Annotated in this window: 15 protein-coding genes; 7 read left to right on the forward strand and 8 right to left on the reverse strand. The window is 69.2% G+C overall.

All coding sequences use genetic code 11. The features are described from left to right. Positions 1-279 precede the first annotated feature (279 nt). Positions 280-618 (forward strand): helix-turn-helix transcriptional regulator, encoded by a 339-nt coding sequence (locus tag QHF84_RS24865; RefSeq protein ID WP_281315891.1) that lies wholly within the window; start codon positions 280-282, stop codon positions 616-618. 149 nt (positions 619-767) lie between these two features. Here QHF84_RS24865 and QHF84_RS24870 read toward each other — a convergent pair whose 3' ends face one another. After that, positions 768-3,602 carry a radical SAM protein gene (locus QHF84_RS24870; RefSeq protein ID WP_281315892.1) on the reverse strand — a complete coding sequence of 945 codons (2,835 nt, stop codon included), beginning with the start codon at positions 3,600-3,602 and terminating at the stop codon, positions 768-770. 30 nt (positions 3,603-3,632) lie between these two features. On the opposite strand from QHF84_RS24870, the gene QHF84_RS24875 reads away from it, so the two are divergent. After that, the gene (locus QHF84_RS24875) at positions 3,633-4,982 is read left to right on the forward strand and encodes a hypothetical protein (protein ID WP_281315893.1); all 1,350 of its coding nucleotides are present in this window, start codon (positions 3,633-3,635) and stop codon (positions 4,980-4,982) included. Positions 4,983-4,985: 3 nt separating this feature from the next. On the opposite strand, the gene QHF84_RS24880 is transcribed toward QHF84_RS24875, so the two are convergent. Both QHF84_RS24880 and QHF84_RS24885 read right to left on the reverse strand, forming a co-directional pair. Beyond that, the gene (locus QHF84_RS24880; protein ID WP_281315894.1) at positions 4,986-7,613 is read right to left on the reverse strand and encodes a radical SAM protein; all 2,628 of its coding nucleotides are present in this window, start codon (positions 7,611-7,613) and stop codon (positions 4,986-4,988) included. A gap of 11 nt (positions 7,614-7,624) precedes the next feature. After that, on the reverse strand, positions 7,625-9,619 hold the full coding sequence (locus QHF84_RS24885; RefSeq protein ID WP_281315895.1) for a serine/threonine-protein kinase: 1,995 nt from the start codon (positions 9,617-9,619) through the stop codon (positions 7,625-7,627). A gap of 183 nt (positions 9,620-9,802) precedes the next feature. On the opposite strand from QHF84_RS24885, the gene QHF84_RS24890 reads away from it, so the two are divergent. After that, positions 9,803-11,188 (forward strand): cystathionine beta-synthase, encoded by a 1,386-nt coding sequence (locus QHF84_RS24890; RefSeq protein WP_281315896.1) that lies wholly within the window; start codon positions 9,803-9,805, stop codon positions 11,186-11,188. 63 nt (positions 11,189-11,251) lie between these two features. Here QHF84_RS24890 and QHF84_RS24895 read toward each other — a convergent pair whose 3' ends face one another. The 3 genes from QHF84_RS24895 to QHF84_RS24905 all read right to left on the reverse strand — a co-directional run bounded on the left by QHF84_RS24895 (position 11,252) and on the right by QHF84_RS24905 (position 13,323). Further along, positions 11,252-11,959: a glutathione binding-like protein gene (locus tag QHF84_RS24895; protein WP_281315897.1), complete on the reverse strand. Its 708-nt coding sequence runs from the start codon at positions 11,957-11,959 to the stop codon at positions 11,252-11,254. Between the two features lie 83 nt (positions 11,960-12,042). Then, positions 12,043-12,903, reverse strand: coding sequence for a hypothetical protein (locus QHF84_RS24900; protein WP_281315898.1), 861 nt, complete (start codon positions 12,901-12,903; stop codon positions 12,043-12,045). Positions 12,904-12,933: 30 nt separating this feature from the next. Next, positions 12,934-13,323, reverse strand: a complete 390-nt coding sequence (locus QHF84_RS24905) for a hypothetical protein (RefSeq protein WP_281315899.1) — start codon at positions 13,321-13,323, stop codon at positions 12,934-12,936. A gap of 376 nt (positions 13,324-13,699) precedes the next feature. On the opposite strand from QHF84_RS24905, the gene QHF84_RS24910 reads away from it, so the two are divergent. After that, positions 13,700-16,933 (forward strand): AAA family ATPase, encoded by a 3,234-nt coding sequence (locus QHF84_RS24910; RefSeq protein WP_281315900.1) that lies wholly within the window; start codon positions 13,700-13,702, stop codon positions 16,931-16,933. 6 nt (positions 16,934-16,939) lie between these two features. Beyond that, complete coding sequence (locus QHF84_RS24915; RefSeq protein WP_281315901.1) at positions 16,940-17,929, forward strand: zinc-dependent alcohol dehydrogenase family protein; 990 nt, start codon at positions 16,940-16,942, stop codon at positions 17,927-17,929. Here the strand turns inward: QHF84_RS24915 and pgeF are convergent, their stop codons facing one another. Continuing rightward, positions 17,930-18,811, reverse strand: coding sequence for a peptidoglycan editing factor PgeF (pgeF, locus tag QHF84_RS24920; RefSeq protein WP_281315902.1), 882 nt, complete (start codon positions 18,809-18,811; stop codon positions 17,930-17,932). A 76-nt stretch (positions 18,812-18,887) separates the two neighbouring features. Here pgeF and QHF84_RS24925 point away from each other — a divergent pair, with 76 nt between their 5' ends. After that, positions 18,888-20,276, forward strand: a complete 1,389-nt coding sequence (locus QHF84_RS24925) for a serine/threonine-protein kinase (protein WP_281315903.1) — start codon at positions 18,888-18,890, stop codon at positions 20,274-20,276. A 42-nt stretch (positions 20,277-20,318) separates the two neighbouring features. Then, positions 20,319-22,958, forward strand: a complete 2,640-nt coding sequence (locus QHF84_RS24930; RefSeq protein WP_281315904.1) for a PBP1A family penicillin-binding protein — start codon at positions 20,319-20,321, stop codon at positions 22,956-22,958. Positions 22,959-22,979: 21 nt separating this feature from the next. On the opposite strand, the gene QHF84_RS24935 is transcribed toward QHF84_RS24930, so the two are convergent. Further along, positions 22,980-23,591 (reverse strand): L-threonylcarbamoyladenylate synthase, encoded by a 612-nt coding sequence (locus QHF84_RS24935; protein WP_281315905.1) that lies wholly within the window; start codon positions 23,589-23,591, stop codon positions 22,980-22,982. Positions 23,592-23,605: the final 14 nt, after the last annotated feature.

Here is a 23,605-nt window from a genome sequence, read left to right on the forward strand (position 1 = left end):
GCTTCCGCCGCATCGCGGTACGGTACGAGCGCCACGTCGAAAACTTCCTCGGCTTCGTCCACCTCGGATGCATCGTCGTGTACCTCAGGAGACTCCTGGACGATTTATGAGATGACTTCTAGTAGGGTCGTGCTCGCCCAAAAGCATAACAGGGTGGACGTGGGGCCCGCGCCCGCCCGACGACAAACCAGGCACGAGGCCCAGCAATCAACCACTTACTTGATCCGGCACGAGGAGGGCCGGCGGGGTCGTCCGTGAGGACGTCCCGAAAGAAACGCCATGCCGCGACGAACCGTACCGGATCCTTTCGCAACGCAGGTGGGTGGCCGCATCCGTGAGCTTCGTCTGGAACGAGGCATGTCCCTGGCCGAGCTCGCGGACGCGAGCGAGCTGTCGAAAGGACACCTTTCCAGCGTCGAACACGGGCTCGCTGCCATCACGATCCAGACGATCTCCCGGCTCGCCCGGGGGCTCTCGCTGCCGCCGCTTTACTTGCTGACCTTCCCCGCGGAGGACGAGCGCGCGCACGCCGCGGAGCTCGTTCGCAAGCTCCCCGCCGATCAGGTCCGCAAGCTCCGCCGTCAGCTCCAGGTGCAGCTCGGTCTCCGTAAACGCTGATGTTTGTCCCGAGGGGGACGCCTCGCGTCCCCCTCTTGGCCGAGCAAAACCCGGCCCATTCACCCCCCGAGGCGAGCTCGCTACGCGGCTCCCTCCCGTATCTCACCGATCCCGAAATCGGGGCCGCCCTGAAAGGTGGCCCCGATTTTTTAGGTCGACCGCGACGAACGGCGCTCGATCGGCTGAACCCACGCTTCGCCGTAACGCTCGACGTCCATGTGCCGGATGCCGAAGCACTCCGATTTCACCGCGCAACGCTCGCACGCGGGGACCTTCCGGCGAAACTCGACCGGCCCGGGGATGGGTTTGCCCGAGATGAACCGTTCGTCGGCGTCGAAAGCGCAGAGCGGCGGTCCACACGGCCCATCGAGCCCGCGCACCGGGATCCCCAGGACAAACGCGCGATCGAGCGCTTCGCGGAGCGCAGCCCGGAGGCGCGCGGGCTCCGGCACGATCGTCCCGACGAGCGCACGATCGAACGGCATCGTCGGGTACGAGATGGTGAGGTGCCGGAGCTTCGGATGGCGGCCGAACGTGTCGTGGATGAAATCGGGGAGCGCGCCGAGCGCGTCGATGCCCTCGGCCGTGGTCACGGCGTTCAGCACGATCGGGATCCCCGCGTCGAGCAGCGCATGGATGCCCCGCACGGTACGCTCATGCGTGCCGGGCGCTCGCGTGATCGCATCCGATACCTTCGCGTCTCCGCTATGGAGCGAGACGAACGCCTGCGTGACGCCCGCCTTTGCGAGGCGCGCGGCATACCCCGGTTTGCTCGCCTGGATGGCGTTCGTCTCGAGCGTCACCCCGGTAAAACCGAGCGCGCGCGCCCGCTCCACGTAACGAATGAGCTCCGGGTCGAGCATGGGCTCGCCGCCCGAGACGATGAGCGAGCGCGCGCCGGCCGCCCAGAGGTCCTCGATCCATCGAACGACCTGCTCGGGCCCGTAGCGCCCCCAATCGCGGCCCTGCCAGCACATGCCGCAATCCTGGTTGCAGCCGAAGCCCGTCCGCACGATACCTTCGGGTGGCTCGACGCCGGCGACGATCTGCCGAAAGAAGCCGAGCGGCACGCCGAGAGGCAGCCGCGCGAGCTCCTTTGCAATCCCCGCGGCGCGCTCCCATCGCTCTTTCGTCGTCGCCACGACGAGCCGCGCCGCCATCGCCTCGAACGCCTTCGACCATCGCGCGGCCTCGGGTACGCTCGGACAAACCTCCACGGTGGCTTTGCCGGAAGCCTTGTCCCAGCCGAGGCGCAGGCGCGCGACGGGATCCCGTTTGCCGAGCACGAGCTCCACGTGATGTTTGTCCGCATTCACGTCGAGCAGCGCGAGCCCGAACGCGGGCAGGTCCACGGGCAGCGACGGCGCGTTCACGAGCGCCCGCGCGAGCTCGCGTTTCTTCTCGGCCGCCTCGGTCTCGACGCTCGGCGGATCCCGGAAGACGACGCCGCTCGTACGGCCCACGTCGCGGCCGCGCGGGCCTTTCGTGGCCATGGCGCGCTCGACGTCGTCGACCAAAAGCAGCGCCGGATCGGCCGCGGACGAGACGAGCGCGAGCAACGTCTCGAAGAGCATGAGCTCGTCGCGCCCCCCACTTCGCCGGATCGAAGCGGCGGCGAGGTCGGCGACGCGTTGCGCACGTTTGTCCTGGAACCGCCACGGCCGCGCGGGCAGATACCCATAACGCGCGCTCGCGTCGTCCTCGGGGTTCTCGTAAGCGTCGGCGAGCAGGCCGTCCCGCTCTGCGAGCCAGTAGAGCGCGGTGTCGGGATAAAGCCGCACGCGCGAGAGGAGCAGGTGCCCGCGGAGCTCGTGCATGCCGGTTTGCCGGATGCAGGCGAGGTTTGTCCGGAGGTCCTCCATCGTGGTCCACGGCGTGAACAGGATGAAGCCGAAGGCCGCGTGCGAGAGGTCCATCGCGGGCGCGTATTCGGTGTTCCAGCGGCGGAGCGCTTCGAGGAAGCGGACGAGCGTCTCCTGCGTCGCGCCTTTGTTGAAGCGATCGAGCTCGGGCTGGGAGAAGTTCTCCACGCCGACGAGGAAAGGCGCGAGGCGGATCGACGAGCGCCGCGCGGACGCGAGCGCGCGCGTGAAGCGGGCCGAGTTCTGGAGCCACCAGTCGGCGCGCGACTCGATGAGCAGCGTGAAGGGCCCGAGCTTTTCGGCCTCGGCCGCCTCGACGAGCTCGGTGAGGTAATAAAATGGGTTCTGATCACGCAGGACGAGCGCCTCTATCTCCGGCGCGTTCGCCCGCAGATACCGGAGCTGGACGAGGGCCCAGGCGAGCGCCTCGTCGCGCGACTTGTGCTCGTAATGGTTGCCCGTGGTGCAGAACCCGCAGCCGCGGCCCGCGCCTTCGGGGATCTTCGTGCCCGCATAAAGCGGGTTTTCCCGCGCGTCGGCCTGGTACGGGCAGCCCGTGTTGCCCGTGATCGGAAACGAAGGGAACCGCGGGCGCGCGTCCTCGCTCGCGTACACGGGCCGGAGCAGCGGCGCATATCGCGGCAGCGGTTCGTTCGGCGGCGCGCGGCCCACGAGCGCGGAGAGGAGCGCGACCACGGCCTTCGGTTCTGCGGGACAAACGTGCTTCGCCGGCGCATCGGAGAGGTCGTGCTCGCCGACGAGGCGGACGAACGTCGCGTCGGGCAATTCGCGGGCGAGGCGCGTGACGATGGCCGCGCTCCAGAGCCGCTCGTAAAGGATCGTCGGGTAAGGACGAAGCGCGCGGACGAGCGCGTCCCAGGCGGCGCTCGGTTCGGCTTCGGCACCCTGCGGCAGGTACGCCACGACGAGGTCGCCCGAGAGCCCTGCCGCGCGCATGGCGCCCGCGATGTGGTGCAGGCCCACGTCGTCGAGGAACGACCGATCGCGGTGGCTGTGCAGGCTGAGGACGGCCGCCGGCAGCGCGCCTTCGCCACGCGTGTCTTCGGCAGGCAAGGAAAGCGGCGGCACACCCGCCTCGCGAACGAGCGGCAAGGATCGCATCGGGGCCCGGAAGCCCGTAGGCTACACCGGGTGCGGCAGCCCGTCATCCTCCTCGGCAAAGGCGAAGTGTCGCTCGCGGCGGCAGACGGGGACGTGCTCGTCGAGCCCGCAGGCGGCGGCCTCGAAGCCCTCGAGGCGCTCGTCGCCCGGAGCCCACGCGCGGCCGTCGTGACCTCGGGCGGCGACGAAGGTTTTTTTCGCGCGAGCCTGTGCCTCGAACGCGGCGTGAAGGCCGTGGTCCTGCGTCGCGGCGCGTTCTCGGAGGCGCACGAAAAGGAGCTCGCCGCGCGGGCGCGGAGCTTCGGGCGCGAGCTCTTCGTGCACGACGACGCGCGCGGATACGGGCGCGTGCCAGCGGGGAGCGAGCGTGTTCAGGTGGGCGCGCCCGAGGTCGCGGCGTGGGAAGCGGCCGTGCGCGTCGCAGCGGGAGAAAGCAGGCGAGCGGCCGCGATCGGGCTCGACGTGGATGCCGCCTGGGAAGAAGCCGCAGAGGCCGCGGCGCCGCTGCCGATGGATGCGCCCGTGCCGGGTTTGTCCGAGAACCTGGAGGAGGTCGCGTTCGCGAACGGGGACAAACCCGTGCTTTATCTGGTCGTTCCTGCCCGCTCGCTCGATGCCGTGCGCGCGCGGCACCCGGGCGCGGCGATGGCGCTCGCGCGCGCGGAGGCTTTGCCGCTCGCGGTCGAGGGCGCGACGGGCCGGCGCATCGAAGGCGCGTCGGGCGAGGCGACCGTGCATGCGTTTTTCTCGACCAACCCGGATCTCGCCGCGCGCGCGGCTTCGCTCTGGGAGCAGGGTTCGTCCCGGAACGCAGCCGCGATCGGCGAGCTGCTCGGGTATCCGCCCTGCTGCACGGCCGCGTTCGTGGCGCTCGCGGATCGCCGGAACAACGCGGCGCTCGTGTACGTCACGGCCGCGCGCACCCGCGCCCTCGGCGCGGCTTTTCATCCGCTGCTCGACGTGGCTGTCCGGCGCGTCGTCCCCTTCACCCCGTGTTCGTTCGGCTGCGAGCGTGCGGCGACCGTGGCCAGCCGCGTCGTCGCCGCGCTCCCGCGCGAACAGGCCGAAGCGCTCACCCGCGCGCTCACGCGGCCCGTGCTCTACCTCGACGAGGCGCGCGCCGTCGCGCTCGAAGGTGCCCAGCCAAACGGCAATGTGATCACCTTCGAATCCGCGCGTTTCCTCCCCGCCCCAGCCCCGCTCGATCCCGAAGGCGAACTCTTCGCACGAAAGCTCTTCGGTGCGCTTTTTAATGGCGGCGGCACGCTCGAGTGCACGGACGATGCGTTCGAGGTGCGCGGCGCCTCCTTCACGCGTCGACTCGGACGAACCTCGCCGCGGCTCGGCGCGCTCTTGCCGTTCAGCGGGTTGTCCGGGTAAACCTCAGCCGAGATACCCCGAACCGCCGGGCATTGCGTCGACGCGACCTCGCTGGCCGCCCGGGGGGATCGCCGCCTGATTGCGTCGCCCCACCGGCCGCGGCGGGATTTCGAGCAGGTACTTCGTGACGGTCGCCTTGTCGTAACGCCGCGACATCCAGAAGAGATCATACTCGTTGATCTTGTCGAGCGTGCGGATGCCGAGGTCGTCCATGCGGGCGAGGATTCGATTGCGCGACGCATCGATCACGTCGCGTTTCTCCTCCCATTTCAATCCGCCGATCTCGTCGTACGCGAGCGTCACCTGCCCCGTCTTCAATCGGTCGAAGCCGGGGCGCAGCACGATGCCGGCGTCCTCGGGGACGACGCCCATGCCGGGGAACAGGTAAAACCCCTGGAAGCAGCCGACGATGTCGATCTCCTCGGCGAGCGTCTCCACGAGCCGCACCGTGGCGTCGACGTCCTCCTCGGTCTCGTGGAAATACCCGGCGATGAAATTGACGCGGTTGATGATGCCGGCCTTGTGGGTGTTCTGCAGCGTCTCGACGATGTCCCGCGAGAGCAGGCCCTTCTTCATCAATTCGAGGATCTTGTCGCTGCCGCTCTCGGCGCCGTAATTGAGCAGGAGGCAACCCGATTCACGCATGAGCGCGGCGAGCTCGGCGGAGATGTCGGTGGGGCGGCAGGAGTCGGTCCATTGCAGGCCCGCCTTCGAATCGACGAGCCGCCGGCAGAGGCGTTCGAGCAGGCGCGGGCTCACGTTGACGAGGTTGTTCAGGAACATGAAGTCCCGGACCCCGTATCGCTCGGAGAGCTCGATGAGCTCGTCCGCCGTCTTCTCCGGCGACTGGACGTCGAGCCATTCCTTCGCGCTGCAGAACTCGCATTTCGCGGTGCAACCCTTCACGAATCCGTAAGGGAGATACGCGAAGGGTTCGACGGGCTCGCCATGATGGAGGCCATCACGCGCGAGGGCGGCGAGGAGGCGCTCGGTGGGTTTGCCGCGGTACAGCTCGAACGGGACGTCGTCGAAATCGGGGCGCGGCATGGCGTTGAGGTGCGAGCGGACGAGCTTGTTTTTCGTGACGCTCTCGCCCTCGCGCGACCAGACGCCCGGAATGTCGGCCGCGCGGCGATCCCGGTAGGCCTCGAGGTGCAAAAGGCCGAGGAGCGGGATCTCGCCGTCGCCGTCGACCACGTAATCGAAGGTCTTTTCGGTGCCGAGCGCGCGATCGCCGTCGACCTGATCCCGCTCGCCGCCGAGGACCGTGGGAAAACCCGTGCGCTCCTTGACGAGCCGCGCGAGGCAGGCCGCGATGTTCATCTGGAAATGGCCGAAGTAATCGACGATGGAGAAGCCGACGAGCGCGCGGCGGCCGGCTTCGGCGGCGCGCACGAGCTCCGGGCCGAACGAATTCCACAAATGCTCGGCCGCCGCCGCGACCGCGGGGCTCTCGGCGCCGGCGAGCCAGCCGTCGACGGCGGCATTGTCGACGAAGCCATCGAGCCGGTCGTCGGCGTGCGTGATTTGCAGATCGAAGACGCGCGTGGAAAAACCGTGGCCGCGGGTGAATGCGGTGAGCCGCGCGGACGCGAGCGAGGGCAATTCCAGCTCGTCGTAGCTGTTTCGATACCGCGGGACGTGGACGAGGACCATTTCGATGGGTCGGTTCGTCGCGCGCGTCGCATATCGCACGAGGCTCGCCCGCGCCATGGCGACGGACGCGGCCGCGCCCGCGAGCGAGGCCGGCGAGGGCGCGTCTTCGATGCGGGGCGCCGCCAATGCGTGGCGCGTCGCGACCTCGAACGCGCTCGGGACGACGTCGAGCCGCACGGGGCCGTCCCGGAGGAGCGCCTTTCGCGTGAGCGATGCGCCCTGCTTGCTCCAGCGGCAAACGAGCGTGCCACGCCGCATGACGGCCTCGACTTCGAGCGGGCCCTCGCCCTGCATCTCCTCGTCGAGGTCGACCTCGACCACGACGTCGCCGATCCGTGCATTGCAAACGAGCCGATCGGCGCCCGCGAGCGCGACGACCTCCGTGACTTCGAGCCCGCGCGCCGCGCCCGGTACGACCGCGTCCGCGAGCGCGAACGGGACCGCAGCGAGGCGGGCGATCCGCGCCGCGGCGGCTTCAGGAAGGTCGAACGTGATGCGCGCGCCCGCGACGAACGGCGTGCGTGTCGAGGCCGCGCGCCGGACGCGGCGGCCCGCCGGCGAGCGCACGGACAAACCCACGAGCGCGCCCATCGATTCGCGTCGCGCCTCCTCGACGAGCGCGAGGAACAACGGTTCGAGCACGAGCGCGCCCGCGTCGATCACGTCGGGAGAAGCCGTGTCCCCGAGCGCCTGCGCGAGCGCCGCGGGGACGACGATCCGCACGCCGGGCGCCGTCGCGACGAGCGCGCGCGCAGCGTCTTCCGGCACGTCGTCGCCGAGCACGAGGCAGCCGCCCTCGCCCGCGAGCTTGGCCGCGAGATCGGGCGCGCGCCTCTGCGCTTCGGCCGCGGTCGTGGGCACGATGCGCGCGGCGCGCCCGAGGCGGGAGAGCGGCGCGACGACACGCGGCGACGATTCCGGCCTCCCGGCGACGGCGACGAGGAGAGGTTGCCGCTTGCCGTGCGCGTCCGTCATCGAGATCGATGCTACCAGCGGATGGGCCCCCGACGAAAGTGGACGTCCCCGGTCCGCGCAGCCCGCTCGGCGTGGAGCGTGGCGCGGGCGCGGTCGCCGGCGTGGTGGAAATGCTCGGCGAGGACGACGTCCCGCTCACCCTTTTGCTCGAGCCACGCCGCGGCGAGCGCGTGCCCGAGCGCGCGATCGGCCTCGGTGAGCATGCCGTAGGCCGCCTCCCGGACGAGCGTGTGGCGGAAGGCGAGCTCCTGTTCGCCGGGAAAACGGCTGCCCGCGTGCGGCACGACGAAGCCCCGATCGACGAGCACGCGGAGCCTTCCGCTCTCGGTCGTCGTGCGCGTGTGGCCGAGCAGCGCCGAAAGGCCGCCCGACCAGAAGACGTCGCCGAAGATGCTTGCCGCGCGCAAGGTGCGCCGCGCCTCGGCGTCGAGCGCGCCGATCTGCGTTTCGAGGAGCGAACGCGCCGAGGTCGGCAGCTCGTCGCCACGGCCTTCGAGCTCGGCGCGCGCGAGCTCTTCGAGCACGAGCGGCAGGCCCGCGGCGCGCTCGACGAGGCGGTCCACGCGCGCGGCTTCGGCCCGATCGCCAAGCCAGACGCGCGCGAGCTCGACCGCGGCTTTGCGCGGCAGCGGCGCGAGGGGCATGACCTGCGTGAACGTGACGGCGGCCGTGTGGCCGAACTCGTCGAAGAGCTCGGGCCGCGCGAGGGCGAGCACGAAGAGCGGGCAATCGTGGAGCTCGCAGAGCGCGTCGCCGAGCGCGTCGACGGAGCGCGCGTCGCACCACTGGAGGTCGTCGACGACCACGATCGCCGGGCGGCCGGCGCGGGCCATGGAGAGCGCCTCGGCACAATCGACCGAGGCGTCGGCCGTCAAGCGACCCGCCTGCGTGATCGCCACGTTCGTGATCCCGCGACGGCGCACCCCGCGCACGAGCTCACGTCCGAGCCGCGATTTGCCGATGCCCGGCGGGCCCGTCACCAGCACCGCGCGCGGCGACACCTCTTCGAGGCATGCTTCGAGCGCGGAGAACAACACACCGAGCTCGCGCTCGCGGCCCACGAACGGCGCGTCGAGGAGCAAGGCCGACGCCGCGCCGAACACCCGCGCCGCCGTGACGTCCCGCGTGCGCACCTCGCGCTCGGTGAGCACGGGCGGCGCGCCCGGAGGTCGCTCCGAGATGGCCTCCTCGACGTCGATCGCGGCGAGCGCGCGCAGCACGGCGGCCGCGCTCTGCGGCCTCGACGCCGGGTCTTCGTGGAGCAGGCGCGCGACCAGATCGTCGAGCGGAGGCGGCACGCCCGGCGCGATCGTGGAGAGGCGCGGCGCGGCCGTGTGCAGCACCGCGGAGAGGACCTCGCCCTCGCTCGCGCCCGAAAAAAGCCGGCGCCGCGCGATGCATTCGAAGAGCAGGCAGCCGAGCGCGAAGAGATCGGTCCGCGCGTCGATCTCGCCCGCGCCGCGCGCCTGCTCGGGGGCCATGTACCCGAGCGTGCCGACGACGAGCCCGTCACACGTCAAGGCGCGCGCGGGGCTCGACGCGCGGGCGATGCCGAAATCGAGCAAGCGCGCGTCGTCGGGCCCGCCCGAGACGAGCAGCACGTTCTCCGGCTTCACGTCGCGGTGCACGATCCCGAGCGCGTGCACGGCTTCGAGCGCCTCGGCGACGCGTGTGGCGATGGTGATCGACTCGGAGATCGTGAGGGGCGCGGGCTCGGCCAGGCGCTCGGCGAGCGTGACGCCGTCGAGCCATTCCATCACGAGGAACGGCTCGCCTGCCTCGGTCGTGCCGTGGTCGAGGTACCGGACGATCGCCTGGTGGTCGAGGGTCGCGAGGATGCTCGTCTCGCGCGCGAAACGCGCTGCGTCATCGCTCGAAGCGCCGCGGAGGATCTTGACTGCGACGGCCTTGCCCGTGACACGATCGAGCGCGCGGAAGAGGCTCACCGGCGCGTCGTGGACGGCACCTAGAAGCTCGTATCTCGCGCGTATCTCTCGATCCGCCATGGTGAGGGATGGGCCACCTCGCGCGCTCGGCCGCGCGCGGCCACGCTTCGAGGGTAAGGCCAATCGCCGGCGATCGTGGCACTTTTTCCGGTCCGTCCCCGCGCCCACCGAGACGCGCCGCGGCGTGCGGGTCTGCCCGACAAAGCTTGTGTCGGTTCCCGTGGCCTACTAGAAACGACCCCCATGATGCGAGGCGCCCTGAGTGACATCACCAAGGCCGTCGGTCGGACTCCCATCGTCAAGCTGAACAAGGTGACCGAGGGGATCGAGAGCGACATCTACGTCAAGTGCGAGTACCTGAATCCCGGCGGGAGCCACAAGGACAGGGTCGCCATCAACATGATCCGGGACGCCGAGGCGGCCGGGCTCAAGCCGGGCGGAACGATCGTCGAGGCGACGAGCGGCAACACCGGCGCGGCGCTCGCGATGAACGCGGCCGTCAAAGGCTACAAGTGCATCTTCGTCATGCCCGACAAGATGTCGCAGGAGAAGGTCGATACCCTGCGCGCGTTCGGGGCGAAGGTCGTCGTTTGTCCCACGGCCGTCGAGCCCGACGATCCGCGCAGCTACTACCAGGTCGCCAAGCGCATCGCGGAAGAGACGCCGAACTGCTTCTACGCGAACCAGTACCACAACCCCTCGAACCCGGGCGCGCACTACCTCTCGACGGGCCCCGAGATCTGGGAGCAGTGCGGTGACGAGCTCGACGTGTTCGTCGCGGGCATGGGCACGGGCGGCACGATCAGCGGCACGGGCAGGTACCTCCGCGAGAAGAAGCCCTCGATCAAGCTCGTCGGCGTCGATCCCGTGGGCTCGCTTTATTACGACTTCGTAAAGACGGGCCGCATCACGAAGCCCTTCAGCTACAAGGTCGAGGGCATCGGCGAGGACTTCTTCCCGACCACGATGAACCTGCAGATCCTCGACGAGGTCATCCGCGTCGACGACAAGGAGTGCTTCCTCATGACGCGTGATCTCGTGCGTCTGGAAGGCCTGTTCGTCGGCGGATCCGGGGGCGCGGCCGTCGCGGGCGCGATCAAGTACGCGCGGCAGAGCGGCCGGAAGGAGAACATCCTGATCCTCCTGCCCGACGCGGCCTCGAAGTACCTCGGCAAGATCTTCAACGACAACTGGATGCGCTCGAACGGCTTCCTCGAAGAGGAGAAGAGCCTCGGCACGGTGCGTGATCTGCTCGCGGGCAAACCCCTCGGCGAGGTCGTCTCCGCGCGGCCGCAGGACCGGGTCGGCGAGGTCATCAGCACGCTGAAGACCCACGGCATCAGCCAGATCCCCATCGTCGACGACGGCAAGCTCTGCGGCCTCGTGCACGAGGTCGACCTGCTCCGCCACCTCGTCGGCGGCAAGGGCAGCCTCGACTCGCACATCCAGGAGCTCATCGAGAGCGAGTACGCGACGGTCACCGTCGACACGAAGGTCGAGCTCTTGAAGGGCGTGCTGAACGACGCGCGCGTCGCCATCGTCACCGACGGCACGAAGGTCGTCGGCATCATCTCGAAGATCGATCTGATCGACTACCTGGCGAAGCGCGCGGCCGAGCCCGCGGTCTGACGCCTCCCCCACCCCTGCCCTCCCTCTCCACGCGGTGGAGAGGGAGGGAGCCCCGAATTCCTTTTACTGGCCGCGTACCGTCGCGGCCGTTTGTCCGAAGAGAACCTTCTTCGCCTCGTCGTCCATCGTCGAGCTTTGGTTCTGCACGAGCTCGCGGCCGGCGGCGCGGCCGCGCTCGACGGCCGGGCGGGCCTCGATGGCCTCGAACCAGCGCTTCAAGTGCGGGAAATCGTCGAGGTTTTGCCCCTGCGCCTTCCAAGGCACGACCCACGGCCAGGCGGCCATGTCCGCGATCGAATAGTCGCCCGCGAGGTATTCACGGTCCGAGAGGCGTTTGTCCATGACGCCGTAGAGGCGGTTCACCTCCTTCGTGTATCGATCGATCGCGTATTCGATCTTCTCGGGCGCATACATGCGGAAATGGTGGGCCTGGCCGGCCATGGGCCCGAGCCCGCCCATTTGCCAGAAGAGCCATTGCAACGTCTCGGCCCGGCCGCGCGCGTCCTTCGGGAGGAAGCGGCCGGTCTTCTCGGCGAGGTAGACCAGAATGGCGCCCGATTCGAAGACGCTGATCGGCGCGCCGCCGCCCTCGGGGTCCTGGTCGACGATGGCCGGCATGCGGTTGTTCGGGCTGATCGCCAGGAACTCGGGCTTGAACTGTTCACCGCGCCCGATGTTCACCGGGATGATCCGGTACGGGAGCCCCACCTCTTCGAGCATGATGGTGATTTTGCGACCGTTCGGCGTGGGCCAGAAATGCAGATCGATCATCGTCCCTCCTCGGGCGCCGCGGGCCGGCGCGCCGACATCTTACCCCCGCCCAGGGACGATGCACGGAGCGGGGTGTCTTCCCTTCAAAACTCGCCCATGAAGCCGAGCGCCGGATACACGATGAAGCTATTGTGGTCGAGCTCGCGCACGGTTTTGTCGAGCACCTTCAGGGTGCCGTTCGAGATGAGCTGCACCAGGGTGAGCTCGAAACCGAAAAAGACGTGCTTGTATCCGACGGCCACGCCGCCCTGTGCGCCCACGTAAAACGCATTTCCGCCGAACGACGCGATCTCGGTGCGGCCCGGGATCGCCTTCGAGACGATCTCCGGGATCGCGAGCCTCAGCGAGGTGCCGAAATGCGTGTACATGAACCGCGGCCCGCCCCAGAGCCGATACCAGTTGCCATGTTTGCCGAACGCGATCGGGACGTCGATCTGCCAGCGCGAAAAATCCTCGAGCTCGATGACCTGCAGCGTATCGCCGAGCGGCAAGGGCAAGACGTAATAGCCGAGCCCGAGCCCGACCGTGGCGTCGACGCCATGCCGGTCCTTGTTCAAGAATTGATAACGGCCCCCCAGGCGAATGGAGCTCGTGGCGAAACGGAGCGAAATTTCGAGGTTGTCGACGGCCGTGTAGCCGACGCCGACGTGCGGCGTCACCGAAGGCGGATTCAGGAAGAGGCCGCCGGCCGCGTCGTAGATCTGATCGACCTCCGCCTGCGTGAGCTCCCGATCGTCGACGGCGTCGACGAGCACCGTGGCGACGTCGACGAGGTCCGAAATGGGCCCCGTCGGCACGGAGACGTCCATCCCGATCTCGGCCTGGACGTGGCCTTTCGGCGCCACGTGCGCAGGCTGCATGCTGGAGAGCGCCGGCGCGCAGCCGGCAGCGATAAACGAGGCGAGGAGCGCAAATAGCGAAGAGGTCGAGCGAAGGGCAAGCACGACCCCGAACGTATCAGGAAGGGAGCGAGCTCAGGAAGTCGCGACGACCGGCATGCTCGCCCCGAAGAGCGGCGCGAAGATACGCGAGAGCGCCGCGCTCGCGTCCTCGATCGAAGGAGGAACCTTGCCCACGGCCGAGAGCCGAAGGACGCGGCCATGGACCGGGACGTCGAACGAGATCATCCCCTCGCCCCGCGTGATCTCCGCGATGACGTCATCGAAATGAGGCTCCCCCGTGACGATGCCGAGCGCCGCGAGCCACTCGTGGTCGTAGCCGGCCCCAGCCCCGGCCACGAGCAGACCCTCGTCGCTCGCGAGCGCCATGGCCTTGATCCGGCTCCGCTCGAGCACGGCTTCGAGATAGAGGCTGGCCGCCTCCTGGACCAGCTCGCTCCGTTTCCTGCGTCGTTCGTTCGTCATGTAGGAGAACCTCCGGTCGCGTGGGACACGAGCGTACCTTGGAGGTGTACCCCGAGGCCAAGAATGGAGCGATCGATCCCGCGGGGAGCGAGTCCGATGGAGTCGTACGAAAAACCGGAGGGGCCGCCTCGCGCGGGCGATGGCAAGCAGAGTGACCAGGTGCGAAAGAATTGCCGACGTTTCGTAAGCAGAGCAGGCGCGGACGGTCGAACGATCCGCATGTAGAAGGCTGGTAAGCCGCAAAGAGGAGGAATACGATGCTCGGGATGTCCTTCCCCGTCCCTGCCGCGCGCGCGCCGAGGCCTGCTTGCCACGCGCACGCGTACGGGAACGAAGTTGCCCGGCCCGCCGCTCGGTGTGGTGCGCGTCGCTGACTATGCTGCCGGAGAAGATCCCCGAGCTCATCGCCTCGCGATATCGCGTCGTTCACCCCATTGGCGAGGGGAACATGGGGACGGTGTACCTCGTCGAGCACGTGTACACCGGCGAAGAGCTGGCGATGAAGGTGCTGCAAGCCCACGTCGGCACCAATGCGAAGCTCGTCAAGCGCTTCAAGCGCGAAGCCTGGCTGCCCGCGCGGATCCGCAGCGATCACGTGGTGCGCGTGATCGACGCCGACGTCGCTCCCGAGCTCGGCAACGCGCCGTTCCTCGTGATGGAGCTCCTGCGCGGCTCGGATCTCGAAGCGTACGTGCAGCGCATGCAAAAGGTGCCCGCCTCCGAGGTCGTGGGCATCTACTGGCAGGTCGCGGACGCGCTGAGCAAGGCGCACGCGCTCGGGATCGTCCATCGCGATCTCAAGCCCGAGAACATCTTCCTGCACGAGCACTACGACGGCCGCGTGATCGTGAAGGTGCTCGATTTCGGCATCTCGAAGATGGCCGGCGACGACGGCAACATCGAGGAGGCGCGCCTGACCCGCACGGGCGCGGTGCTCGGGACGCCGCTCTACATGCCGCCCGAGCAAGCCACCGGCGACACGCCGCGCGTCGGGCCGCCCGCGGACATGTGGGCGCTCGGGCTCATCGCCTTCCGGCTGCTCACGGGCCTGGTCTACTGGAAGGCCCACACGATGGCGGAGCTGCTCGTCGAGATCCTGACGAAGCCCATGGAGGCGCCGTCGCTCCGCGATCCGAGCCTGCCGCAGGCGTTCGACGCGTGGTTTTTGCGCTCGTGTGATCGCGATCCGAAGAAGCGGTTCGCGACGGTGTGGGATCAGGTCAAGGCGCTGGCGGAGAGCCTCGGGATCGGGCCGCCGGAGAAGGCGGGCGACGCGCACCGGACGATGCTCACGGGCCAGACGCCGCAAGCCCCCGAGACGATCGAGCACGCGGAGACGCTCCGCCCGCAGAACCTGCCGAACACGCCGAGCAACCCGCCGCCGCCGGCGACGATGCCCTCGGGCGCGCTGCCGCGATCGGAGCGAGAGCGCACGCACACGCGGCCCTCGTCGCGCTCGCGGCACAACATGAAGAAGGCGGCCGAGGCCGAGGCGAAGGCCGAAGCCGAGGCGAAGGCGCAGCCCGGGATCGTGACGCCGATGCCCGCGCCGAAGGGCTCGGAGCCGATGCAGGTGGGCATCGGGACGGTGCTGCGCGCCGGCAGCGACACGCTGATCCCCGAGGGCGAGCGCCGGCAGCTCACGATCGTCTCGTACGAGCTTTTGCCGTCGACGGAAAACGCCTCGAAGCTCGATCCGCAGAAGCTGCGCGAGTCGATGAAGGAGTACGAGGACGCGTTCGCGCAGGTGATGAAGGGCTACAAGGGCCAGACCGCGCAGCCGCTCGGCGACGGACAGATCGCGTACTTCGGTTACCCGATCGCGCGCGAGGACGACGCGCGGCGCGCCGTGAGCGCGGCCCTCGAGCTCGTGGAGTCGGCGCAGAAGCTGAACAGCCGCCACGACAAACCGCTGCTCGACGTGCGGGTCGGCGTGCACACGGGCCTCGTGCTGACGTGGGAGATCATCGACGAGGCGGGGAGCAAGCCCGCCGCGATCGCAGGCGCGACGCCGACGATGGCCTGGCGCCTGGCCAACCTGGCGCGACGCAACACGGTGCTCATCAGCGGCACGACGTTCCGGCTCGTGCGCAACTACTACCAGTGCCAGGGCCTCGGCCTGCGCACGCTGAAGGGCTACCCGCAGCCGGTCGAGACGTACCAGGTGAGCGACGAGAGCGGCGCGAAGAGCCGCATCGAGGGCATGACCACGGGCAGGCTCACGCCCATGGTCGGCCGCGATCTGGAGCTCGGCCTGATGCTCGATCGCTGGGCCCGCGTGGAAGAGGGCTCGGGGCAGCTCCTTCTGATCTCGGGTGAAGCGGGCATCGGCAAGTCGCGCCTGACGCGCGTGTTCCGCGACAGACTCGAGACCTCGCCGCACACGTGGCTCGAGACGCGTTGCCTGCAAGATCAGCGCGACCGTCCGCTCTTCCCGATCGCAGGGCTCGTGAACCAGCTCTTCGTGCTGGTCCCGCGCGACAGCCCCGAGGAGAAGATCAGCAAGCTCGAGCGCGCGCTCACGCACTACGGCTATCAACTGCCCGAGGTGATGCCGATCTTCGGCGCGCTGCTCGGCCTGCCGGTCTGGCATCGTTATCCGCCGATCGCGATGGCCACCGACGACCAGCGCGCGAAGCTGCAAGAGGTGCTCTTCACGGCGATCGAGACGCTCGCGCGGAAGAGGCCGGTCGTGATCATGTTCGCGGATCTGCACTGGGCCGATCCCGCGACGCTCGCGATCCTCGGCGACATCGTGCACGACCTGCCGACGGTGAGCACGTTGCTGCTCGGCACGGCGCGCCCCGGGTTCGTCCCGCCGTGGCCCGCGCGTTCGCACGTCAGCACCGTGACGCTGAGCCGCCTCACGCCGAAGCGCGTGAAGATGATGGTCGAGGAGATCACGAAGGGGAAAGAGCTGCCCCAGGAGGTCTTCGACCAGCTCGTGGAGAAGACGGACGGCGTGCCGCTCTTCGTCGAGGAAGTGACGAAGATGCTGCTCGAGTCGGGGCTGCTCGAAGAGCGCGGCGGTCGCTACGTGCTCACGGGCCCGCTGCCCGCGTTCGCGATCCCCGCGACCCTGCGCGACTCGCTCATGGCGCGGCTCGACCGGCTCGGCTCGGCCAAACGCGTGGCGCAGCTCGGCGCGATCCTCGGGCGCGAGTTCACCTACGACCTCATCGAAGCCGTCTCGCCGATCGATCCGGCGGCGCTGCAGCGCGAGCTCGATCGCCTCGTCGAGGCGGACGTGCTCTACCAGCGCGGCCGCATCCCGCGCGCGACGTACACGTTCAAGTACGTGCTCGTGCAGGACACGGCGTACGAGTCGCTGCTCCACAACACGCGTCAGGCCTACCACCGCAAGATCGCGCAGGTGCTCCTGCAGCGCTCGATGGCGGCCTCGCAGCTCGGCGACGCGAAGCAAAGCCGCGAGGCCGGCGCGAGCGGGAACGCGTCCGCACAAGTGCGGAGCGGCGAGAAACAATCGCCCTCGGACGAACCCCATCGGCCGCCTCAGAAAGACGTGAAGGAAGTGCTACGCGGGCTCATGAAGGACAAACCCGACGACCCGCTCGGCGACGTCAAGGACCTGAAGAAGCGGCCCTTTTAGCGAGACATGAAGGCAATTCGAGTCGATGCGTTCGGGCCCCCGGCCGAGGTGGTCCGTTACCTCGAGGTGCCCGAGCCGGAGCCGCCGCGCGAGGGCGAGATCACGGTGTCGGTCGAGGCAACCCCGATCAACCCGTCCGACCTCCTGATCCTGTCGGGCATCTACGGTGCGCTGCCGCGTCTGCCGACGGTGCCCGGAAAAGAAGGCGTGGGCCGCGTGCACGACGTGGGCCCCGGCGTGCGCGGGATCGAGCGAGGCAGCCGCGTGCTCTTGCCGATCGGCGTAGGCGCGTGGCGCGAGCGGGTGAAGGTGCTGGCCGAGGACGTGATCCCTGGGCCGGAAGGCGTGCCGGCCGAACAGGTCGCGATGGCGACGTTCAATCCGCTCGCCGCGCACTTCCTGCTGACGGCGATCGTGAACCTCGGGCCCGGCGACTTCCTCGTGCAGAACGCGGCGAACTCGGCGATCGGGAGGTGGATCGTCACGCTCGCGAAGGAGCGCGGCATCAAGACGGTGAACGTGGTGCGGCGCGCGTCGCAATGCGAGCCCTTGCGCGCGCTCGGCGCGAACGTGGTGCTCGTCGACGGCGCCGAGCTCGGCAAGCGCATCACCGCGGCGACACGCGGCGCGTCGATCAAGCTCGGGCTCGACGCGGTCGCGGGCGGCGCGACGACACGCATCGCGGGTTGCCTCGGCCGCGGCGGCACCGTCGTGAGTTACGGGATGCTCAGCGGACAACCGGGGCACATCGCGACGAACGATCTCGTGTTCCGCGACATCCACCTGCGTGGCTTCTGGCTCGCCTCGCACCTCGCGACGATCCCGAAGGAGGAGCTGCGCGAGCTCTGGAAGCGGCTCGCGGGCCTGGTCGCGACGGGCGCGGTGAACGTGCCGGTCGAGGCGACGTACACGTTCGATCGGATCAAGGACGCCGTGACGCACGCGCAGCGTGAAGGCCGCGGCGGCAAGATCGTCCTCGTCCCGCAGAGCCGCTGATCAAGCGCGCGCGACGATCGCCGAGAGGAGCCGTCCGCTCTTCGCGGCATCACGCCGATACGAGAAGTAGCGCTCGTGATCGCACACGGTGCAGCCGCGGACGTCGTCGATCCGCGCAGGCTCGACGCCCGCGGCTGTGAGCTGCGCGCGGACGATGCGGCGAAGGTCGACGTGCGCGCGTTCGCGGCTGCGATCGACGACGTCGTCGCCCGCGTCGGATGCGGACGCGAGCGAGGCCGCGACGTCGTCGCCGACCTCGAAGCAACACGGCTCGATGTGCGGTCCGACCGCCGCGACGATGCTCGGCGAAGGCGCGAGCGTGCGGAGGACGGCGACGCCTGCGGCGGCTGCGTTCGCCACGGTGCCGCGCCATCCGCTGTGCACGGCGACGACGGCGCCGCTCTGTCGATCGGCGAGCAGGACGGGCACGCAGTCGGCGGAGCGCACGCCGCACGCGACGCCGGGCGTGCGTGATGCGGTGATGTCGCCGAGGCGTTTGACGACCTCCTCGCGGTCTTCGGTGCCGTCGAGGATGTGCGCGTCGGTGCCGTGAACCTGGCTGAGGATGTAGAGGCGCGACAGGGGCACACCCAGGGCCTCTGCGCAACGACGAATGTTCTCCTGCACGGCCGAAGGGTCATCCCCGGTGGCGGCGGCGGCGACGTTGAGGGAGTCCCATGGGGGAGAGCTGACCCCGCCCGAGCGCGTGAAGAACGCGTGGCGGAAGCCCTCGGCGTCGAGAAGTGCCGAGAAAACAGGGCTCGGCGCGCTCGCCAGGGGGGGGCCCGGAGGGGGGGCCGCGAGGTCCTCGACCGGGGGGTTACCGGAATCCCGGGATGGCGTGGTGCGTTGGGACGCCTGCTCTCCATTCGGGCTTTTCACGGATCTTCCTCGCCGGACGTGAGGCTGTCATGGACGAGCGAGGCCGGCGAGGTGATATTTTCCGGCTGAAGATCCGATGCGCCCGCAAGACCCGAACATCGGCCGAGACATTCTGGGCGGTCAGTTCCAGATCCTGCAGAAGATCGGCTCGGGCGGGATGGGATCCGTCTACAAGGCCGCGCAACCGGCGATGAACCGGATGGTGGCCGTGAAGATCCTCCATCCGAAGCTCGCGAACCGCAAAGACCTCGTCTCGAGGTTCCGCCGCGAGGCGCGCGCGATGAGCCACCTGACGCACCCGAACACGGTGAAGGTGCTGCTCTACGGCGAGCTCGAAGACGGCTCGCTCTACATCGTGATGGAGTACCTGGAGGGGAAAAACCTCAACCAGATCGTCCGCAAAGAGGGGCCGATGGGCCTCGACCGCGCGATCCCGGTGCTCATCCAGGTCTGCGGCGCGCTGCAAGAGGCGCACTCGCAGGGGATCGTCCATCGCGACCTGAAGCCCGAGAACATCTTTTTGTCCACCAACGGAGGTCTGCGCGACTTCCCGAAGGTGCTCGACTTCGGCCTCGCCAAGGTCACCGAGCGCGAGCTGCGTCCCGGCTCCGTGATGCTCACGCAGGAGGGCATGGTCTTCGGGACGCCGGAGTTCATGTCGCCCGAGCAAGCCCAGGGCAAACCGCTCGACGCGCGCAGCGACATCTACTCGCTCGCGGTGATCCTCTACGAGATGCTCACCGGGAAGCTCCCGTTCGACGCGCGCACGCCGATGGAGTTCATCCAGCACCACGTGACGAAGCCGCCGCTCGCGCTGGAGACGCGCGTCCCAGGGAAAACCTTCCCGCAAGGGCTCGGCGCGGTGATCGCGAAGGCGCTCGAGAAGCGGCCCGAGGATCGATACACGACGGCCGCGGACTTCGCCGACGCGCTGAAGCCGTACGCGCCGGGCGGTGGCAAGGGTTTCTCCGGGCTGTTCCCGGCGAGCAGCGTCGAGGTGCTCGAGAAGGCTTCGCGCTCGCACGCCGAGGTCGCGCACATGCCGGAGGCGAAGCCGGAGTCGCAGCGTCAGCCTCCGTCGAACAAGCAAGGTGGAGCGCCGGCGCCGGCCGCGATGGACGGCGCGCCCTCGAACCGCAAGCCGAACGGCGCGAACCCGATGACGAGCACGGGCAATCCGGCGTCGGCGCCGCGGCCGCCGTCGCCGATGACGAGCACGAACAACCCGGTGTCGTCGCCGCGGCCGATGCCGTCGCCGCACGCGGTGCGGCCACCGACGAAGTCGGGGACGAACGAGGGCCCGTCGTCGCTGCGCATCGCGCCGCCGGCGTCGAGGTCGGCGCCCGCGCCCGCGCCGGTCGTCGCGAAAGGCACGCCGTCGACGCTGATGCTCGTCGGCGTGGCGGTGGGCTTCTTGATCGTGGGCGTGCTACTCGCCGTCGTCGTCCTCAAGCTGCTCCGCTAGCGGACGATCCGAAGCGCGCTCGGCGTTTCCGAGACACCCACCATGCCGGCCGATCGCCCCTCCGAAGAGCAGAATCGCCCCTCCGAAGAGCAGAACGGTAGCGACACCGGGAAGAGCTCGCCCGCTGCGCCGAACGAGGCGCAAAGCACGCACGAAGCGAAGAGCACGAACGACGAGGAACGCGAGAAGCGCCGCGCCGCGCGCAGGCGCAAGCGAGCGATCCAGCGCTGGGCGCGGCGCGCGGGGATCGCGATCGTGCTGCTCGCGGCGGCGGCGATGCTCGGCGTGGCGCTGACGATCCGGCACTACGAGGCGGACCTGCCGTCGACGGAGGAGCTCAAGAGTTACAGGCCGCCGCAGGTGACGCGCGTGCTCGCGCGGGACGGTCAGGTGGTGCTCGGCGAGCTCTTCGTCGAGCGACGCACGATCATCGACGTCGAGTCCTTGCCCCCGCACGTGCGCTACGCGGCGCTCGCCGCGGAGGACGCATCCTTCTACGAGCACAAGGGGCTCGATTATCCGGGGATGCTGCGCGCGCTCTACAAGAACCTGCGCGGCGCGAGCGCGAAGCAGGGCGCGAGCACGATCACGCAGCAGGTCGTGAAGAACGTGCTGCTCACCTCCGAGCGCACGTTCGATCGGAAGATGAAGGAGGTCATCCTCGCGCGTCGCATCGAGCAGGAGCTCACGAAGAACGAGATCCTCGGGCTCTACCTGAACCACATCTACTTCGGGCACGGGCGTTACGGGATCGAGGAGGCTTGCCGGTACTACTTCGGCAAGTCGATCCGCGACGCGACGCTCGCGCAGGCCGCGCTGCTCGCGGGCATCGTGAAGGGGCCGAGCATCTACTCGCCACGCGTGAGCCTCGAGCGCGCGAAGAAGCGGCGCGAGTACGTGCTCGGGCAGATGCTCGCGAAGGGCTTCGCGACGGCCGAAGAGGTGGAGCGCGCGCGGGCCGAGGAGGTGAACCTCGCGCCCGCGCAGGAAGAGATGCGCGAGCTCGCGCCCGAGGTCGTCGAGGAGGCGAAGCGCACGCTGCGCGCGCTCGTGGGGCCGGACGCGGATCGCGGCGGCTACACGATCACGACGACGATCGATCCGACGCTGCAGTCGAAGGCGCGCGGCGCGGTGCGCGCGAGCCTCGATGGGTACTTGAAGCGGCACAACATGGTCGCGCCGCTCGCGCCGGGCAAACGCGAGCCGCCCGCGTTCGAGGGCGCGCCGAAGCCCGTCGGTCATCGCGTGTACGCGGGCGTCGTGACGGGACACGACGACACGAAGGGGCTCTTGTTCGTGCGGATCGGCGCGCTCGCGGGCGCGGTCGATCTGCGGGGGAAGAGTCGGTACAACCCGAAGGATCTCTTGCCGAGCCAGTTCGCGAAGGTCGGCAAGGTGCTGCGCGTGAGCCTCGTGGATCCGAAGGAGGCCGCCGCGTCGGCCGCGGATCCGCGTCAGGGCGCGCCCGAGACGCACGAGGAGCCGCCGCCGGAACAAACGCCGAAGGAGAAGGCGCAGCCGGCAGGGCTACGGCTCGAGCTCGGGCCGCAGTCGGCGCTCGTGGCGATCGACGTCGCGTCGCGCGACATCGTGGCGCTCGTCGGAGGCTACGAGGGCGTGCGCGCCGGGCTCGATCGGACGCTCGCGAAGAGGCAGCCCGGATCGACGTTCAAGGCGTTCGTCTACGCGTACGGGATCCACACGCGCAAGCTGACGCCGGCCACGTTGCTGGAGACGAGCCCCGCGGCGCTCAAGGGCTACCAGCCGAACAACTACGACGAGAGCGAAGGGAAGACGCCGGCGCGTCTGCGCGAGGCGCTCGCGCACAGCGTGAACGTGGCCGCGGTGTGGTCGATCCAGGAGCTCGGTCCGGCGAACGTGATGACGTTCGCGCAAGACCTCGGGATCGAGTCGAAGCTCGGCGCGGATCTGTCTCTCGCGCTCGGCGCCTACGAGGTGACGCCGCGCGAGATGGCCGCCGCATACGCGTCGTTCGCCGCAGGGGGCGAGTACAAGAAGCCGCGGCTCATCACGCGGATCACCGGGCCGAACGGGGTCGACATTCAGCTCGACGCGGAGCCGGAGCCGAAGCGCGTGCTCACGGAGGAGGAGGCGTTCCTGATGAACAGCCTGCTCCGGAGCGTGGTGGAGCGAGGCACGGCGACACGCGCGAAGGCGCTCGATCGGTGGATCGCCGGCAAGACGGGGACGAGCAATCAGTCGAAGGACGCGTGGTTCGTCGGTTACTCGATGGACATCGCGTGCGCGGTGTGGACGGGCTTCGACGACGCAGCGCCGCTCGGAGCAGGCGAGACGGGCGCGGTCGCGTCACTGCCCGCGTTCGTGGACTTCATGCGCGAGGCGCACGCGGGCAAACCGAAGCGAGCGCCGGTGGAGCCCCCGGGCCTCGAGCACAAGCAGATCGATCCGGAGACGGGCCTGCTCGCGTACGAGGGGCAAGAGAACGCGATCGACGAGGTGTTCTTGAAGGACACCTCGCCCGACGCAGGCGTCGACGCCGCGCCGGACGGCGAAGCGGACGCGGAGACGGGCGAGGCGGGCGCAGCCGAAGAAGGCGCGGAGGCGGGCGCCGAGGAGCCGCTCCCGGTCATCCCGGTGCCGACGCTGAAGCCGGAAGGGCCGCCCGGCGAGGGCGACGAGGTTCACGTCAAGGAGCCTTGAGCGGGAGGCGTTCGTTCGAGCTCAAACGAGCTCGTCGATGGGCCCTGCGCCCTCGCGCAGGATACGCACGTCGCCTTCGCTGAGGTCGACGACGGTCGTGGGCTGGTTGCCGCCGGCGCCGGCGTCGAGGACGAGCTCGAGCGCGGGGAAGCGCTCCTTGATCTCCCACGGATCGACCATGGGATCCTCGCCGGGCGGCGCCGCGGTCGTGCTGATGATCGGGCGCCCGAGCTCGCGCACGATCGCGAGCGTGACGGGGTGCGACGGCACGCGGATGCCCACCGTCTTCTTGTTCATCTGCACGATCTTCGGCACCTCGCGGGTCGCTTGGAGCACAAAGCAATACGGGCCGGGCAAGAAGCGCTTGAGCACGCGGTAGGCGGCGTTCTCGACGATCGCGTACCGCGCGATGTCCCCGAGATCCGGGCAGATGAAGGCGAGGTTCTTGTCTCGCTGCATCCCCTTGATCTGGTAGAGCGTCTCGATCGCCTGCTTGTTGAAGAGGTCGCAGCCGAGCCCGTAGACGGTGTCCGTCGGGTAGCCGATGACGCCGCCCTTCTCCAAGATCTCGACGGCGCGCCGGATCTTGCGAGGCTCGGGGTGCTCGGGGTTGATGGGGAGGAGGATGGCCACGGGTGCGGCTCGGA

Origin of the sequence: Polyangium sp. y55x31 (assembly GCF_029946505.1) — a bacterium.
Classification (GTDB): domain Bacteria; phylum Myxococcota_A; class Polyangia; order Polyangiales; family Polyangiaceae; genus Polyangium.